We start from the raw sequence: 16,768 nt of genomic DNA on the forward strand, positions 1-16,768 counted from the left end.
CCTCGCACGATCTGAGGGTGACGGTACGGCCTCAGTCGTCCTGCGCGTGCACGGCGTCATCCGGCCCGTCGACGACCATGTCGTCCCAGCCGCTGCCGGCCGGGCCCGCGGCGCCGTCCTGGTCGTCGACGGCCTCCTCCGCGAGGAGCTCGCGCACCAGACGGTGCGCGAGCCCGCCGGAGTACCCCTTGCGGCCCAGCATCGCGGTGACCCGGCGCACCCGCACCTCACGCGCGAGCCCGGACGTCGCGGCCAGCCGGCGGCGGGCGAGCTCGCGCGCCGTGGTCTCCTCCTGGTCGGCGTCGACCGTGCTCAGCGCCTCCGCCGCCAGCTCGTCGTCGATGCCCTTGCGCCGCAGCTCGACCCCGAGGGCGCGACGGGCCAGGCCGCGGTCGGCGTGCCGGGACCGCACGAGGATGCGGGCGTACTCGGCGTCGTCGATGAGGCCGACCTCGGTGAACCGGTCGAGGACCTTCTCCGCGACGGCCTCCGGCACGTCCTTGCGGGCCATCGCCTCGGCGAGCTGGGCCCGGCTGCGTGGCGCCCCGGTCAGGAGCCTCAGCGCGATCGCCCGGGCGACCGACTCGGGGTCCGGCTCGCGGTCGCTCGCGGCCGGGCCGTCGAGCGGCGGCTCCGACGTCCGTGACCGTCCGCCGGACCAGCCGGACGACGACCGCGCGGACCGTCGGCCGCGACGCGACCCGGCCGCGCCCGTCCCGTCCGTCCCGTCCGTCCCGTCCGTCCCGTCCGTCACGTCGGTCACGTTCGTCACGTCCGCTCCGTCCGTGGACCGGCTGCCCGTGGCGCCGCCGGACCACGGGTCATCGTGCTGCGGACCGGTGGGCACGGCGCTCAGAAGTCGACCGCGGGGCCGGGGTCGGCCGGGGCGTCGAGCTTGGCACCCACCCCGAGCTTCTCCTTGATCTTCTTCTCGAGCTCCTCGGCGAGGTCCGGGTTGTCGCGCAGGAACCCGCGGGCGTTCTCCTTGCCCTGGCCGAGCTGGTCGCCGTCGTAGGTGAACCACGACCCGGACTTGCGCACGAAGCCGTGCTCGACGCCCATGTCGATCAGCCCACCCTCACGGGAGATCCCGACGCCGTAGAGGATGTCGAACTCGGCCTGCTTGAACGGCGGGGACATCTTGTTCTTGACGATCTTGACCCGCGTCCGGTTGCCGACCGCGTCGGTGCCCTCCTTGAGGGTCTCGATGCGGCGGATGTCCATGCGGACGGAGGCGTAGAACTTGAGCGCCTTGCCACCCGTGGTGGTCTCGGGCGAGCCGAAGAACACGCCGATCTTCTCGCGCAGCTGGTTGATGAAGATCGCCGTCGTGCCGGAGGCGTTGAGCGCACCGGTGATCTTGCGCAGCGCCTGCGACATGAGGCGGGCCTGCAGGCCGACGTGGCTGTCGCCCATCTCGCCCTCGATCTCGGCCTTCGGCACCAGCGCGGCCACCGAGTCGATGACGACGATGTCGATCGCGCCGGAGCGGATCAGCATGTCCATGATCTCCAGCGCCTGCTCGCCGGTGTCCGGCTGGGAGACGAGGAGCGCGTCGGTGTCGACGCCGAGCTTCTTGGCGTACTCCGGGTCGAGCGCGTGCTCGGCGTCGATGAACGCGGCGATTCCGCCGGCGCGCTGGGCGTTGGCCACCGCGTGCAGCGCGACGGTCGTCTTGCCGGAGGACTCCGGGCCGTAGATCTCCACCACGCGGCCGCGCGGCAGACCACCGATGCCGAGCGCGATGTCGAGCGCGATCGACCCCGTGGGGATGACCTCGACCGGGGCGCGGCCCTCGTCACCGAGGCGCATGATCGAGCCCTTGCCGAACTGACGGTCGATCTGGCCGAGTGCGGCCTCGAGGGCCTTCTCGCGGTCCTGGGGAGCGGGCATGTCACACCTCATGTGTCGAAAGCAGCGAGCGCTGCGCCTGTGGGACTGGTCTTGAGCGTGCGGTGACGCTATGCCCGACCACCGACATCCGCGCCGGCCCCGGCACTGCGTGTGGACGGGGCGGCGTCGTCATCACCTGGGGTCAGCGTAGCCGAACACGTGTTCGATCGGCAGAGCCGGGCGACGACACGCCGGTGTCCATGAGCGGGCGTCCGTGGCGGACGCCCTGCTCTGCGGTCAGGCCCGCGGCGGCGCGGGACGGCGGACGTCCGCCCCCCACCGCTGCTCCTCGGGGACGTCCATCGCGTCGCACAGCACGTGCCACACCGTGCGCGGCTCGACCCCGTCCTCGATGGCCTGCGCCGCCGTCCGGTCGTCGAGCTCGCCGAGCACCTGGTCACCCGCGAGCGTGCGTCCGTACCGGTCCCCGAACACCTCGTCGACCAGCTGCCAGAACTCGCGGTTGCGCATGGGAGAAGCCTGTCACGCCCGGGGCGGCCCGTGCCCACCCGGTGACGCCCGGGCGCATGTGGGTGGCGACCGACACAATGGCGCCCGTGAGCACGGACGGCGGCGAGACGGCACCCGGGGCACCCCGCCGGTGCCCCCGCGGCGGACCCGGTCGCCGGGTTCTCCCCGCGACGCGGGACTGGTTCACCGGTGCGTTCGCGGCCCCGACCGCGGCCCAGGCCGGTGCGTGGAGCGCCGTCGGCTCCGGGCAGCACGCCCTCGTCGTCGCGCCCACCGGATCGGGCAAGACGCTCGCGGCGTTCCTGTGGGCGCTGGACGGGCTCCTCGCGCCGCGGGCCGGCGAGCCCGTGCCGCAGTCGCCGGTCGAGCGCTGCCGCGTGCTGTACGTCTCACCGCTCAAGGCCCTCGCCTCGGACGTCGAGCGGAACCTGCGCTCCCCGCTGGTCGGCATCCGGCAGGCGTCGACGCGGCTGGGGCTGACCGCCCCGGACGTCACCGTCGGGGTGCGCACCGGCGACACCCCGCCGGCCGAGCGCCGCGCCTTCGCCACCAAGCCTCCGGACATCCTCATCACGACGCCCGAGTCGCTCTACCTCGTGCTCACCTCGGCGGCCCGCGCGGGCCTGTCCGGGGTGCGCACCGTCATCCTCGACGAGATCCACGCCGTCGCCGGCACGAAGCGCGGTGCGCACCTGGCGGTCACGCTGGAGCGGCTGGACGCGCTGCTGCCCGCACCCGCTCAGCGGGTGGGGCTCTCGGCGACGGTCCGGCCGGTCGACGCCGTCGCGTCCTTCCTCGGCGGGGCGCGCACCGCGGCCGACGGCGGCCGTGGCGTCGTCGTCGTGCAGCCGCCGTCGACGAAGCGCATCGAGGTGGACGTCGTCGTCCCGGTGCCCGACCTGTCCGACCTCGCCGGCGCCCCGCTCCCGTCCGGCGCCGCGGCCGTGAAGGCCGCCGCGGCCCCCGACCTCCCGCCCCTGCCGGCGGGCGAGGTCGACCTCAGCGGCCCGGCCGCCGGCAACCCGCCCCGGCCGTCGATCTGGCCGCACGTCGAGGAGCGCGTCGTCGACCTGGTCGCGGACCACCGCTCCACGCTCGTCTTCACCAACTCCCGGCGCGGGGCCGAGCGGCTCACCGCCCGCATGAACGAGGTGTGGGCCGTGCGCCGCGGCGAGGACGTGCCGGACCCGGGCACGCTGCAGCCCTCCGAGATCGCTGCGCAGTCCGGGACGGCGGTCGGGGTCGGCGCCGGGCTGCCCCCGTCGGACGACACGGTGCTGGCCCGTGCCCACCACGGCTCGATGAGCCGGGCCGAGCGCACCCGCACCGAGACCGAGCTCAAGGCGGGCCGGCTGCCCGCGGTGGTCGCGACATCGTCCTCGAGCTGGGGATCGACATGGGTGCGGTCGACCTCGTGGTCCAGGTGGGGTCGCCGCCGTCGGTGGCGAGCGGGCTGCAGCGCATCGGCCGCGCCGGGCACCAGGTGGGCGCGGTGTCCCGCGGCGTGCTGTTCCCGACCTTCCGCGGCGAGCTGGTGCCGTCGGCGGTGGTGGCCGGACGGATGCGGCGCGGCGAGATCGAGCACCTGTCGGTCCTGCGCAACCCCCTCGACGTCCTCGCCCAGCAGATCGTGGCGATGGTCGCCGTCGAGGACTGGACGGTGGCCGACCTCGCCGAGGTCGTGCGGCGCGCGGCGCCGTTCGCGGGGCTGGGTGACGGCGCGTTGCGGGCCGTGCTCGACATGCTCGCCGGGCGGTACCCGAGCGAGGACTTCGCCGAGCTGCGCGCCCGCATCGTCTGGGACCGCACGCGGGACCTGCTCCAGGCCCGCCCCGGGGCGCTGCGGCTCGCCGTGACCAGCGGGGGCACGATCCCCGACCGCGGTCTGTACGGGGTGTTCCTCGCGACGGGCTCCGCGCCGACCTCCGGTCCGGACGTCCCCGCCGACGACGAGCGCGCCGGCGGTGGGCGGCTCCGCGGGGGCAAGCGGGTCGGCGAGCTCGACGAGGAGATGGTCTACGAGTCGCGGGTCGGCGACACGTTCACGCTCGGGTCGAGCACCTGGCGCATCGAGGACATCACCCCGGACCGGGTGCTGGTCACCCCCGCACCGGGCATCCCGGGGCGGCTGCCGTTCTGGAAGGGCGACTCCCCGGGCGTCCGGCCGACCTGGGCCGGGCGATCGGGGCGTGGGTGCGCGGGCTGGTCGCGATGGCGCCGGACGCCGCCCGCGCGGAGGTCGAGGGCGCCGGGCTGGACCCGTGGGCGGCGGACAACCTCCTCGACTACCTGCGCGAGCAGGGCGAGTCGACCGGGACCGTGCCGGACGACCGGACCCTCGTCGTGGAGCGGTTCCGCGACGAGATCGGCGACTGGCGCATCGTCATCCACTCCCCGTACGGCGCCCGCGTGCACGCGCCCTGGGCGCTGGTGATCGGTGCGCGGATGCGTGAGCGGTACGGGGTGGACGCCGCCGCGATGCACGCCGACGACGGCATCGTCCTGCGCCTGCCGGACGTCCTGGTGGGCGACGGCGCGACGACCTGGGACGACTCGGGTCCGGCGCTGGACCCGGCCGACCTGCTCATCGACCCCGACGAGGTCGCCGACGCGGTCCGCGAGGAGCTGGGCGGATCGGCGATGTTCGGCGCCCGCTTCCGGGAGGCGGCCGCACGCGCGCTGCTGCTCCCGCGGCGCCGACCCGACCGCCGCCAACCGCTGTGGCAGCAGCGGCAGCGGTCCGCGCAGCTGCTCAGCGTCGCCGCGCAGTACCCGGACTTCCCGATCCTGCTCGAGGCCGTGCGGGAGTGCCTGCAGGACGACTTCGACGTCGCCGCGCTCTCCGAGCTCATGGCCGACGCCGCCGCGGGCCGGGTCCGCGTGGTCGAGGTCACCACACCGACGCCGTCGCCGTTCGCGCAGTCCCTGCTGTTCGGCTACACCGCCCAGTTCCTCTACGACGGCGACGCCCCGCTCGCCGAGCGCCGCGCGGCCGCGCTGACCCTGGACCCGACCCTGCTCGCGGAGCTCCTCGGCGCCAGCGGCAGCTCCCAGCTCGCCGACCTGCTGGACCCGGCGGCGGTCGAGCGCACCGAGGCCGAGCTCATGGGTCTGGCGCCGGACCGGCTCGCGCGGCACGCGGAGGACCTCGCCGACGTGCTGCGCCGCCACGGGCCGCTCACCACGGAGGAGGCCGCGCTGCGCACGCGCGAGGAGGTGCGCGGTGAGGTCGGCACCTGGCTGAGCGGGCTCTCCGAAGCCCGCCGGGTCATCCGCGTCCGCCTCGCGGGCGCCGCCCCCGGCCCGGACGGCGTGGACCGCACCGAGCAGTGGGCCGCCGTCGAGGACGCCGGGCGGCTGCGGGACGCGCTCGGGGTCGCGCTCCCCGTCGGCGTGCCGGAGGTCTTCACCGAGCTCGTCCCCGACCCGCTCGGGGACCTCGTGCGCCGGCACGCGCGCACGCACGGCCCGTTCCCGGCCCTGCAGGTCGCCGCCCGGTTCGGCATCGGCGTCGCGGTGGCGACCGACGTGCTGCGCCGGCTGGAGTCGTCCGGGGTGCTGGTGTCCGGCCGGTTGCGCCCGGAGGTGCTCGGCGGCAGCGGCGAGGAGTACTGCGACACCGAGGTGCTGCGGACGCTGCGCCGACGATCGCTCGCGGCGCTGCGGGCCGAGGTCGAGCCGGTCGACCAGGGGGCGCTCGGGGTCTTCCTGCCGCGCTGGCAGGGGGTCGGGCGGCTGCGCGGCGTCGACGGGCTCGCCCGGGCGATCGAGCAGCTCGCCGGCTCCGTCGTCCCGGCCTCCGCCCTGGAGTCGCTCGTGCTCCCCGCCCGGGTCGTCGACTACTCCCCCGCGATGCTCGACGAGCTCACGGCCGCCGGCGAGGTCGTGTGGGTCGGGCACGCCGAGCTCGCCGGGCACGACGGCCTGGTCAGCCTCCACCCGGCCGCGACCGCCGACCTCACCCTGGCGCTGCTCGGCCCCCCGAGCCGGGCGGACCGGTCGACACGCCCCTGCACCACGCGGTGCTCGAGGTGCTCGGCGACGGCGGCGCGTGGTTCCTGTCCGGCATCGTCCCCCGCGTCGGGGAGCGGCTGCGCGCGGCGGTCGTGGAGGCCACCACCGACGGGGCCGGTCCCGGCACGAACCCTGCGGCCACGGGGGCCGCCGGCGCGAGGGCCAGCCGGCGTTCGTCGCGCCGGGGCTCTCGGCGGTCGCCGCCGCGGTGTGGGACCTGGTGTGGGCGGGCCACCTCACCAACGACGGGCTCGGTCCGCTGCGGGCACGCCTGGGGGCGGGGGCACGGCGGGGGGCACCACGGAACCGGGCCCCGGCCCCGCGGTCCCGACCGATGCTGCGCGGGACCCGGCTCGGGCTGCGCCCGGGGGCGTCCCGGCCCGCGTCGTCGGTCGCCGACCTCGCCAACCCCGACGCGGGCGGGCGCTGGTCCATGCTGCCCGCGCGCGAGACCGACCCCACCGTCCGTGCGCACGCCCTGGCCGCCCAGCTCCTCGACCGGCACGGCGTCGTCACCCGTGCGGTCGCACCCGCGGAGGGCATCGCCGGTCAGTTCGGGCTGGTCTACAAGGTGCTCGCGGCGCTCGAGGGGGCCGGGCAGGTCCGGCGCGGGTACTTCGTCGAGCACCTCGGCGGCTCGCAGTTCGCGCTCCCCGGCGCGGTCGACCAGCTGCGCGCCGACGCGAAGGAGGCGACGACGGAGTCCGCGGACGACGACGTCGCCGGCCCGCCGCGCGGGGGTCGTGCGCCCGCGGTCGCGGTCGTGCTCGCGGCGACCGACCCGGCGAACCCGTACGGGGCAGCCCTCGCCTGGCCGGCCGCCGGCACGGCCGGCGCATCGGCGGCGGGTGCCCCGGCGGTGGGCACCACGTCGGCGGCCGGCACCACCTCGGCAGCCGGCACCACCTCGGCAGCCGGCACCACCTCGGCGGCCGGCACCAGCGCCTCGGCGGCCCGGCCGACCTCGGGGACCGGCACCACGGCCGCATCGCCACCGGCCGTCGGCGCCACCACGGCGACCGCCGCCTCCGGCGACGCCCCCGCCACGACGCGGCACCGGCCGGGGCGCAAGGCGGGATCCGTCGTCGTCCTCGTGGCCGGTGCGCTGGTCCTCTACGTCGAGCGGGGCGGGCGCACCGTGCTGTCGTTCACGGACGACGCGGACCGCCTCGCCACCGCGGCGGCCGGGCTCGCCGACGCCGTCCGCACCGGCCGTCTGGGACGCACGGCGTTCCAACGCGGCAACGGGACCGAGCTGCTCGGTGACCTGCAGAGCCCGCTCGGCCGGGCACTGGTCGGTGCCGGCTTCGCGCCGACCCCACGCGGGCTCCGGCTGCGGGGCCAGGTGTGACCGATGCCTGAGGGGGACACGGTCCGGCGCACCGCCCGGACCCTGGAGCAGGCGCTGACCGGACGCGTGCTGGAGCGCGCCGAGCTGCGCTGGCCGTCCGCGGTCGGTGTCGACCTGAGCGGGCGCACCGTGGTCAGCACCCGGTCCTACGGCAAGCACCTGCTCACCCGTGTCGACGACGGCCGGACCCTGCACACCCACCTCCGGATGGAGGGGTCCTGGAAGATCGCGCGGACCGGGGCGCCCGGTGCGCAGGGCCGGGTGCGTACATCCGCGCCGTGCTCGCCAACGCGGTGTGGACGGCCCTCGGGGACCGGCTGGGCATGCTCGACGTGGTCGCGACGCGGGACGAGGGCACGCTCATCGGCCACCTGGGCCCGGACATCCTCGACGACGCGTTCCCGACCGAGGGGCTCGCCGAGGCCCTGCACCGGATCGCTCAGCGCGGCCGGACGCCGATCGCGGAGGTGCTGCTGGACCAGACAGCGCTCGCGGGGATCGGCACCATCTGGGCCTCCGAGCCGCTGTTCCTGCGGCGCATCTGGCCGTGGACGCCCGCCGCCGAGGTGCCGGACCTCGCCGGGCTGCTGCTCATGACGCGGGGGCTCATGGTGCGGTCGGTGGAGTCGACGTCCGGGCCGACGGTGACCGGCGAGGGTGGGCGCGGGCAGGGCAGCTATGTGCACAGCCGGATGGGCCGACCGTGCCGGCGGTGCGGCACGCCGATCGAACGCGGGGTGGCCGGCGAGCCGCCCACCGAACGCCCCATCTCCTACTGCCCGCGGTGCCAGCCGGCGCCCTGAGGGGCCGCGGGTGCCGTGCCGGCGACCGGCCGGAGGGTCCCGGACGCACGAACGCACCGGCCATCGGCCGGTGCGTTCGGGTCGTGTGTCGATCGACGGCGCGTCGCGGTGCGCCCGTCGGTCGCGTCAGCCGGTCGGGGCGAGCTCTCCGCGGGCGCGGGCCCAGCCCAGTCCGGGCTCGGCGACCGGGCTCATCGACGTGGCGAGCTCGACCGGGACCGTGTCGGGGATGAGGAGGCCCTCGGCGACGGCGACCCGGTCGCTGACCTCGCGCAGCACGAGCGACAGCGGGATGTCCAACGCGTCGCAGATGCTGCCGAGCAGCTCCGACGACGCCTCCTTCTGGCCTCGCTCGACCTCGCTGAGGTATCCGAGCGACACCCGCGCGGCGGAGGACACCTCACGCAGGGTCCGACCCTGTCGCTGGCGGGCATCCCGCAGCACGTCACCGATCTCGCGGCGCAGTACCACCATGTGGCGTCCCCCTCCCGTACCTCGTGCGGTCGACGACCGCGGATCCTGTCGGGCCACCGGCGGTCGTCCGACGACCACCCCGTTGACCCGCCCCTTCGTGGGGACGTTCCTACCGTACCCCGGCGCATCCGGCCTGCCCTGCGGGGCGCCGGTCACCGGTCCTGTGTTGTGCACATTTCATCCAACGCCGTGCTCCACCCGGGTGTTCCCACCCGGACGAGCGTCCGTGAGGACCTCGACGGCGTAAGCGAGCACCGCACGCGCCGCACCGGCACGGACCTCGGCCCGCCCCCCGTCGAGCCGCAGGGAGCGCACGTGCACCTCCTCGCCGACGGCCACCGCGACGTGGACCTCCCCGGTGCGTGCCCGTCCTGGGGATCCGGTCCGGCCACACCGGTCGTCGCCAGCCCGACGTCGGCGCCCAGCCGGGCGCGCACGCCCTGCGCCATCTCGCCGGCGACGCCGGGGTCGACCGCGCCGACGCGGGCGAGCAGCGCACGGTCCACCCCCAGCAGCTGGGCCTTGAGGTCGGTCGCGTACGCCACCACGCCCCCGCGGAGCACGCGGGACGCCCCCGGGACGTCGACCACCGCGGCGGTGACCATCCCGCCGGTGAGCGACTCCGCGACGGCCACGGACCGGCCGTGCGCGGCGAGCGCGGCAACCAGGGCCGCGGCGTCGGACAGACCTGGCTCCCCGCTCACGGCGGGACGGACGTCGTCCGGACGCGGGACCTCGCGACGCGGGACCTCGCGACGCGGGCCGTCCGCACGTGTCACGCGCGGCCGGCGTGGCGCAGCCGGAGCGCCTGGCGCACGTAGTCGGCGCCGGTGAGGAGAGTGACCGCGACCGCCGCCACCATCGTGATCGTGGCCAGGACCCCGACGAGGTCCGGCAGGCGGTCGAGCGGGAGCAGGTAGAGCGCGATCGCGATCACCTGCAGCACGGTCTTGAGCTTCCCCCGCGCGAGGCCGGCATCACGGCGTAGCGCAGCACCATGAAGCGCATCGCGGTGATCCCGAGCTCGCGGACGAGGATCACGGCGGTCACCCACCACGACAGGTCGCCGAGGACGGACAGGCCGATGAGCCCGGACCCGATGAGCAGCTTGTCGGCGATGGGGTCGAGCAGCTTGCCCAGGTCGGTGATGAGGTTGTCGCGCCGGGCGAGGTAGCCGTCCAGCCGGTCGGTGACGGCCGCGAGCAGGAAGATCCCGGTCGCGGTCAGACGCCACGCCACCGAGTCGCCACCGTCGGCGAGCAGCGCCAGCACGAAGAACGGCACCAGCGCGATGCGCGCGAGCGTCACCGCGTTGGCGACGTTCCATCGGGACGGGGCTGTGGTGACCACTCCGCCAGCCTAGGCCTCCCGGGTGCGCCCGCCTCCCGGGCCGTCCGCGTCCGCCCTGCTCCGGTGTGGTCGACGACCGGGCGACCTCGTCCGGCGACGGCGCCCACCGACGTGACCGACACCCGGTGGCGGCGACACCCGGGCGACACCCGGGCGACGCCGGCGGGCGCCCGGCACGCACTCGCTAGGGTCACCGGTGTGAGCTCGACCAGCGCCGATCGACGTCCCACGGGGCCGGCTGGCCGCATCGCCGCGGTGATGCTGGCGCTGGCCCTGCTCGCGGCGCTCGGCTGGGCGCTCGTCGCCGGGTGGCGTGCCACCTCGACGGACGCGCCCGGGTCACCGGTGGTGTCCGAGCCGGCGCCGACGGACACCCCGGCCCCGCCGACCCCCACGCCCACACCCACCGCCACACCACCCCCGGACGCGACCTTCACGCTCCTCGCCGCCGGCGACGTGCTGCCGCACGGGTCGGTGATCAGGTCGGCGCAGACACCGGCGGGCTTCGACTTCGGACCGCTGCTCGAGCCGCTCGACCCGTGGGTGCGCGGTGCGGACCTCGCCCTGTGCCACCTGGAGGTCCCGATCGCGCCGGACGGCTCCGCACCGTCGGGGTACCCCACGTTCGGCGCGCCGCCCGAGCTCGCCGACGCCCTGCGGGCCCAGGGCTGGGACGGCTGCTCGACGGCGTCGAACCACTCCCTGGACCGTGGCCGCGCGGGCCTGGTCGCCACGCTGGACACCCTGGACGCCGCGGGCCTGGGGCACGTGGGCACCGCACGCACCGCGGCCGAGGGGGCCGCAGCCCAGCTGTACCGCCTGGAGCGCGCCGGTCAGACGGTCACGGTGGGCCACGTCGCCGGGACGTACGGGCTCAACGGCCAGCCGGTGCCCTCGGACGCCCCGTGGTCGGTGACCCTCCTCGACCCCGCCGTGCTGATCGCGCAGGCGACCGCGGCGCGCGCGGCCGGGGCCGACGTCGTGGTGGCGAGCGTCCACTGCTGCGTGGAGTACGTCACCGCGCCGTCCCCCGAGCAGGTCGACGTCGCCCGGACGCTCGCGGACTCCGGTGTCGTGGACCTCGTGATGGGGCACCACGCCCATGTGCCGCAGCCCGTGGCCCGGCTCGAGGGGGTCCGCGGGGAGAGGGCATGTGGGTCTTCCACGGGCTCGGCAACCTGCTGTCCAACCAGGACGCCGAGTGCTGCCCGGCCGCGACGTCGTCGGGGCTGGTCGGGACCGCGGAGGTGGTCAAGCCGGCCGACCGACCGGCGCGGGTGACCGCGGTCGGGTGGACCGGGGTCACGGTCGACCGCGGCGCGGGGCACCGGGTGCACGCCCTGCCGGACGTGACCGCCGGGACCGCGACGCTCGACGCCGCGGAGGTCGCCGCCCGGGCCGCGCGGGTCGCCGACGCGGTGGGCGCCGAGGCCCCCGGACGGACGTCACCGCCCGAGCCGACCGGACCACCGCCCCAGGTGGTCGCCCGCACCGGGTGAGCGGGAGCGCCGGGTGAGCGGGGGCAGCGGGTGGGCGGAGCCCGTCAGCCCGGTGCGTGCGCCGGGTAGGCGACCCCGAACAGCCAGCCCTGCGCGTAGCGCCAGCCGCCGTCCCGCAGGACCGTCGCCTGCTCCTCGGTCCGGACGCCCGCCGCGATCGTGGCGAGCCCGAGCTCGGCGGCCAGGACACCGACCGCGCGCGTGACCCGGGCGGCGGCGGGGTCGTCGGCGAGGCCCGCGGTGAACGACGGGTCCAGCCGCACCCCGTCGAGCGGCAGGTCACGCACCGCCGTCAGGGAGGACCCGACACCGAAGCCGTCGAGCACCACCGCGACGCCCGCGGCACGGAGCACCTCGAGGTCGCGGCGCACGCGCCCGGCGCCGTCCGGGGTGGACGCCTCGGTGAGCAGCACGACCAGCGGTCCCCCGGCCGGCCCGGCGGGGGGCAGGTCGGCGACCAGGGACTCGACGACCGCGCCGTCGCCCAGCACCGACGCGGGCACGGTGACCGCGAGGCGCGTGCCCACCGCAGCGGGTGCCGTGCCACCCGTCCGTGCCGCGTCGCGCAGGGACGCCGCCGCGAGCCCCAGCACGTGCCGGGTCAGGGCACCGGTCAGGCCCGCTGCCTCCGCGGCCGGCCGGAACGCGGGCGGGAGCAGCAGCCCGCGGGTGGGGTGCTGCCAGCGCACCACCGCCTCGTGCCCGACGACCGCCCCGTCGGCGAGGTCCACGAGCGGCTCGAGGTGCAGCACGAGCTCACCTCGCGCCATCGCGTCGGCGAGCTCGTCCGAGGGCGCGACGGGTGCACCGGCGTCCTGCATGCTCGGGTCGTACACCTCGGTCCGGGAGCGGCCCGCGGCCTTCGCCCGGTACAGCGCCGCGTCGGCGGCGGCGAGCAACCCCGGGGCGCCCCGGGCGACGAGGTCGGCCGAGGCGATCGCGACACCGACGCTCGCCCGCACGGTCACCGGGTGCCCGTGCAGCCGGACCGGCTCGCGCAAGCCGGCGTGGACGGCGCCGGCGGCCTCCAGCACGGCCTGCGGTCCGCGCACCGCGGGCAGCACCACGACGAACTCGTCCCCGCCCAACCGCGCCACGGTGCCCGCACCCCCGGCCGCCGCGCGGAGCACCCCGGCCACGTGCACCAGGACCTCGTCGCCCGCGGCGTGCCCGTAGCGGTCGTTGATCGGCTTGAACTCGTCGAGGTCGCAGGCCAGCACGGCGACCGTGCCCTCGGCGCCCGCCCGGTCGAGCACCGTCCGGAGGACCTCCTGCAGCAGTGCCCGGTTGGCGAGCCCCGTCAGCGGGTCGTGCATCGCACGGTGCGTCATCGCCTCGGAGCGCTCGCGGTACTCGCTGACGTCCCGGGCCGTCACGAGAAGCCCCTCGGGCTGCCCCGAGGGGTGGCGTACGAGCGCGACGTCCAGGGCGACCCACGCGTGCCGTGCCTCGGCGCGCGGGACGCGCCGCTCGAGGGAGAAGCGGTGCCGCCCGCCGGCCACGAGCGCGGCCACGGCGTCGCGCCACCCGTCGGCGCCCGCCCCGGCAGCGCCGGCCCCGTCAGCACCGACCCCGTCAGCCCCGAGCCCGTCGGTACCGCGCCCGCCAGTACCCGCCCCGTCGGCACCGGTCTCGCCGACACCGGGGAGCACCCGCCCGACGACGTCGCCCGGACGCGACCCGAGCGCCTCGGCGAACGCCCCGGTCGCGTCGACCACGCGGCCGTCCAGGTCGGTCAGCGCCATCGGGACCGGGGCGCTGCGCAGCACCGCGCGCACCGCGGCCGCGGCCGACGCGGAGGTGCCCGCGGCGAGGTCGACGAGCGCGGTCACGACCAGGGCGTCGTCCGCATCGGTCGCGGGCAGGACGGCGCTGCGGACGCGCAGGCGGCGCGGACGCCCGTCCGGCCCCGGGGCGCCCTGCACGCCCACGACCACCGGCTCGGTCGCGCGTCCCGCGGCAGCGGACGCCCGGTGGCCCAGCACGGAGGCCGGGGTGAGGCTGCGTCCGGCGTCGTCCAGGAACACCACGGGCAGGTCGCTGATCGCGCGCCCGCGGGGGTCGGCCGCATCCGCGAGGCCGAGGACGCGCCGGGCGCCGTCGGTCAGGTCGTGGACGCGGCCGTCGACGGACTGCACGAGCGCACCGGTGCCGGTGAGCTCCTCGAGGGCGTCGTCGCGACGTCGCACCGCGCGCAGCCGGGACTCGATCGCCGCCGTGCGGGCCGCCTCCCGCCGCGACCGCACCAGCAGGACGACCACGGCCGCGAGCGCGAGCGCTGCGACGAGCGTCACCACGACCAGCGGCCACGCCGCGGTGTCGGGTGCGGTGACGGCGTCCGTCACCGACCCCACCGGGCGGCGTCCTCCTCGTCGGCTCCGTCGTGGTAGTCCGTCGCAACCGGGGGCATCCCCTCGCCGATGACGTCGTCGTCGGCGGCCACCGGTGGCTCACCGCGCAGCAACGCGAGCGTCCCGGGCAGGTCGTCCGGCTGGACCATCACCTCACGCGCCTTCGACCCCTCGGAGGGCCCGACGATCTCGCGGGACTCGAGCAGGTCCATGAGGCGGCCGGCCTTGGCGAACCCGACCCGCAGCTTGCGCTGGAGCATCGACGTCGACCCGAACTGGGTGGTGACGACGAGCTCGGCGGCCTGCAGCAGCAGGTCGAGGTCGTCGCCGATGTCCTCGTCGACGGCCTTCTTCTCGACGGTCGGGATGACGTCCTTGCGGTACACGGGCTTGAGCTGGGTCTTGACGTGCTCGACGACGGCGTGGATCTCGCTCTCGGACACCCAGGCCCCCTGGGTGCGCATGGGCTTGGACGCCCCCATCGGCAGGAACAGCGCGTCACCCTGACCGATGAGCTTCTCCGCGCCGGGCTGGTCGAGCACGACGCGGGAGTCGGTGAGCGACGACGTCGCGAACGCGAGGCGCGAGGGCACGTTCGCCTTGATGAGGCCGGTGACGACGTCGACCGAGGGTCGCTGCGTGGCGAGCACGAGGTGGATGCCCGCGGCGCGGGCGAGCTGGGTGATCCGCTGGATCGACGCCTCGACGTCGCGCGGGGCGACCATCATGAGGTCGGCGAGCTCGTCCACGATGACCAGCAGGTACGGGTACGGGGCGATCTTGCGCTCGCTGCCCGGAAGCGGGTGCACCTTGCCCGCACGGACCGCGGCGTTGAAGTCGTCGATGTGCTTGAACCCGAACATCGCGAGGTCGTCGTAGCGCGCCTCCATCTCCCGGACCACCCACTCCAGGGCCTCGGCGGCCTTCTTGGGGTTGGTGATGATGGGGGTGATGAGGTGCGGGATGCCCTCGTAGATCGTCAGCTCGACGCGCTTGGGGTCGACCAGCACCATGCGGACGTCGTCCGGCGTGGACCGCATGAGGATCGAGACGATCATCGAGTTGACGAAGCTCGACTTCCCCGCGCCGGTGGCGCCGGCGACGAGGAGGTGCGGCATCTTGGCGAGGTTCGCCACGACGTAGCCGCCCTCGACGTCCTTGCCGACGCCGATGACCATGGGGTGCTCGGTGCGCCGTGCCGCGGAGGACCGCAGGACGTCGCCGAGCGAGACGGTCTCCCGGTCGGTGTTCGGGATCTCGATGCCGATCGCGGACTTGCCCGGGATCGGCGAGAGGATCCGCACGTCCGCGCTGGCGACCGCGTAGGCGATGTTCTTGCTCAGCGCGGTGACCCGCTCGACCTTGACCGCGGGCCCGAGCTCGACCTCGTACCGAGTGACCGTCGGCCCGCGCATGAAGCCGGTGACCTGCGCGTCGATCTCGAACTGGTCCAGGACGGTGGTCAGCGCCTCCACGACGCGGTCGTTGGCCGCCGAGCGGACCTTGTGCGGGGCGCCCTTCGCGAGCACCTCGTCGGTCGGCAGCGTGTAGACGACGTCACCCTCGAGCATGGGCTGCTCCCCCGCGGCACCCCCGACGTGGGCGGTGGCGCGAGATCGCGGCCCGGGGCCCCCGGCGACGGCACGACGGCGGTCGGTGCGGTGGCCGCGGGGTCGGTGGGGACGTCGGCGGCGTCGTCGTCGGCGGGGGCGACGATCGCGGCGCGCTCGAAGGCCTCGTCCGCCTCGTACTGCGCGAGCAGCGCGGCGGCCTCCGCCTCCGCCTCGGCCTGGGCCTCGGCGCGCTTGCGGGCGCCCAGACGACGCGGGCGCTTGGTCGGCGGCTCCTCGGGCTCGGGCTTCGCCGTGTGACCGGCGTTGATGACGAGCGGGGCGTCGTCGTCGTCGGCGGTGTCCGTGGCGTCGTCCGTGCGCTGCTCCCCGGTGAGCCGGTGGTAGACCGCGCGCAGCCGCGGGACGACCAGGTGCACGGGCGTCGCGGTGACCACCAGGACACCGAACAGCCCGAGCATGAGCAGGAGCGGGACGGCGACCCAGGCCGTCAGGGCGCTGGCGAGCGGGGTGGCGCTGAGGTAGCCGATGATGCCGCCGGCCTCCCGCAGCGCGGCGAAGCCGTCCGCCGGGGCGGGCAGCCCGGTCGACAGGTGCACGAGCGCGCACGCCGCCACGCCCATCGCGGCGATCCCGATCGCGACGCGCGAGTTGGCCTGCTCGTGCTCCGGGTGGCGCAGCAGCCGGACGGCGAGGCCGAGCAGCACGAGCGGCACCACGACGCCGACCCGGCCGAACGTCCCGGCCACCACCGCATGGATGACGTCACCCGCGGTCCCGGCCAGTCCCCACCACTCCCGGGAGGCGACGACGACCGCGAGCGCGAGCAGCGTGAAGCCGATGCCGTCGCGGCGGTGGGCGGGGTCGAGCTCGCGGGCGCCGTGGCCGATCCGGCGGGCCGTCCCTCCGACGACGTGCGCGCACCCCATCCACACCCCGCGGACCATGCGGACCGGGAGCGCGGGCCGGTGCGGCGCCGGCACCGCGGTCG

Annotated in this window: 11 protein-coding genes and 3 pseudogenes; 6 read left to right on the forward strand and 8 right to left on the reverse strand. The window is 76.1% G+C overall.

Annotated features, from left to right (window positions below; genetic code table 11):
* Positions 1 to 31 precede the first annotated feature (31 nt).
* The 3 genes from REH70_RS14300 to REH70_RS14310 form a co-directional block, all read right to left on the reverse strand.
* Positions 32 to 772 (reverse strand): regulatory protein RecX, encoded by a 741-nt coding sequence (locus REH70_RS14300; protein WP_310748226.1) that lies wholly within the window; start codon positions 770 to 772, stop codon positions 32 to 34.
* Positions 773 to 852: 80 nt separating this feature from the next.
* Positions 853 to 1,893 (reverse strand): recombinase RecA, encoded by a 1,041-nt coding sequence (recA, locus tag REH70_RS14305; protein WP_310748229.1) that lies wholly within the window; start codon positions 1,891 to 1,893, stop codon positions 853 to 855.
* Positions 1,894 to 2,130: 237 nt separating this feature from the next.
* On the reverse strand, positions 2,131 to 2,364 hold the full coding sequence (locus REH70_RS14310; RefSeq protein ID WP_310748232.1) for a DUF3046 domain-containing protein: 234 nt from the start codon (positions 2,362 to 2,364) through the stop codon (positions 2,131 to 2,133).
* Between the two features lie 86 nt (positions 2,365 to 2,450).
* On the opposite strand from REH70_RS14310, the gene REH70_RS20775 reads away from it, so the two are divergent.
* The 4 genes and pseudogenes from REH70_RS20775 (at position 2,451) to REH70_RS14325 (ending at position 8,532) form a co-directional block, all read left to right on the forward strand.
* Positions 2,451 to 4,220, forward strand: a complete 1,770-nt coding sequence (locus tag REH70_RS20775; RefSeq protein ID WP_396134543.1) for a DEAD/DEAH box helicase — start codon at positions 2,451 to 2,453, stop codon at positions 4,218 to 4,220.
* 355 nt (positions 4,221 to 4,575) lie between these two features.
* Positions 4,576 to 7,644, forward strand: a complete 3,069-nt coding sequence (locus tag REH70_RS20780; RefSeq protein WP_396134759.1) for a hypothetical protein — start codon at positions 4,576 to 4,578, stop codon at positions 7,642 to 7,644.
* Positions 7,645 to 7,732: 88 nt separating this feature from the next.
* Positions 7,733 to 7,933 (forward strand): annotated as a pseudogene (locus REH70_RS14320) (DNA-formamidopyrimidine glycosylase family protein); the annotation flags it as partial.
* Between the two features lie 74 nt (positions 7,934 to 8,007).
* A complete protein-coding gene (locus REH70_RS14325) occupies positions 8,008 to 8,532 on the forward strand; it encodes a hypothetical protein (protein ID WP_310748235.1) in 525 nt (174 codons plus the stop codon).
* 126 nt (positions 8,533 to 8,658) lie between these two features.
* On the opposite strand, the gene REH70_RS14330 is transcribed toward REH70_RS14325, so the two are convergent.
* The 3 genes and pseudogenes from REH70_RS14330 to pgsA form a co-directional block, all read right to left on the reverse strand.
* Entirely contained in the window at positions 8,659 to 9,063 is a 405-nt protein-coding gene (locus REH70_RS14330) for a helix-turn-helix domain-containing protein (protein WP_396134544.1), read from the reverse strand.
* 95 nt (positions 9,064 to 9,158) lie between these two features.
* On the reverse strand, positions 9,159 to 9,710 hold the full coding sequence (locus tag REH70_RS14335) for a CinA family protein (protein WP_396134545.1): 552 nt from the start codon (positions 9,708 to 9,710) through the stop codon (positions 9,159 to 9,161).
* Between the two features lie 71 nt (positions 9,711 to 9,781).
* Positions 9,782 to 10,356 (reverse strand): annotated as a pseudogene (gene pgsA / locus REH70_RS14340) (CDP-diacylglycerol--glycerol-3-phosphate 3-phosphatidyltransferase).
* A gap of 198 nt (positions 10,357 to 10,554) precedes the next feature.
* Here pgsA and REH70_RS14345 point away from each other — a divergent pair.
* The gene (locus REH70_RS14345) at positions 10,555 to 11,637 is read left to right on the forward strand and encodes a CapA family protein (RefSeq protein WP_310748240.1); all 1,083 of its coding nucleotides are present in this window, start codon (positions 10,555 to 10,557) and stop codon (positions 11,635 to 11,637) included.
* On the forward strand, positions 11,634 to 11,855 hold the full coding sequence (locus REH70_RS14350) for a hypothetical protein (RefSeq protein ID WP_310748243.1): 222 nt from the start codon (positions 11,634 to 11,636) through the stop codon (positions 11,853 to 11,855). Before REH70_RS14345 ends, REH70_RS14350 begins: the two co-directional genes overlap by 4 nt.
* 44 nt (positions 11,856 to 11,899) lie before the next feature.
* Here REH70_RS14350 and REH70_RS14355 read toward each other — a convergent pair whose 3' ends face one another.
* Positions 11,900 to 14,200, reverse strand: coding sequence for an EAL domain-containing protein (locus tag REH70_RS14355; RefSeq protein ID WP_310748246.1), 2,301 nt, complete (start codon positions 14,198 to 14,200; stop codon positions 11,900 to 11,902).
* Positions 14,197 to 16,724 (reverse strand): annotated as a pseudogene (locus tag REH70_RS14360) (DNA translocase FtsK 4TM domain-containing protein). Before REH70_RS14360 ends, REH70_RS14355 begins: the two are co-directional and overlap by 4 nt.
* Positions 16,725 to 16,768: the final 44 nt, after the last annotated feature.

Origin of the sequence: Cellulomonas sp. ATA003, from assembly GCF_031582905.1 — a bacterium.
Taxonomy (GTDB): Bacteria; Actinomycetota; Actinomycetes; order Actinomycetales; family Cellulomonadaceae; genus Pengzhenrongella.

What these genes read in the sequence shown, in the direction of transcription:
- recA (WP_310748229.1), bottom strand. Translation starts at nt 1,893, where the DNA reads ATGCCCGCTCCCCAGGACCGCGAGAAGGCCCTCGAGGCCGCACTCGGC.
- REH70_RS14310 (WP_310748232.1), bottom strand. Translation starts at nt 2,364, where the DNA reads ATGCGCAACCGCGAGTTCTGGCAGCTGGTCGACGAGGTGTTCGGGGAC.
- REH70_RS20780 (WP_396134759.1), top strand. Translation starts at nt 4,576, where the DNA reads ATGGCGCCGGACGCCGCCCGCGCGGAGGTCGAGGGCGCCGGGCTGGAC.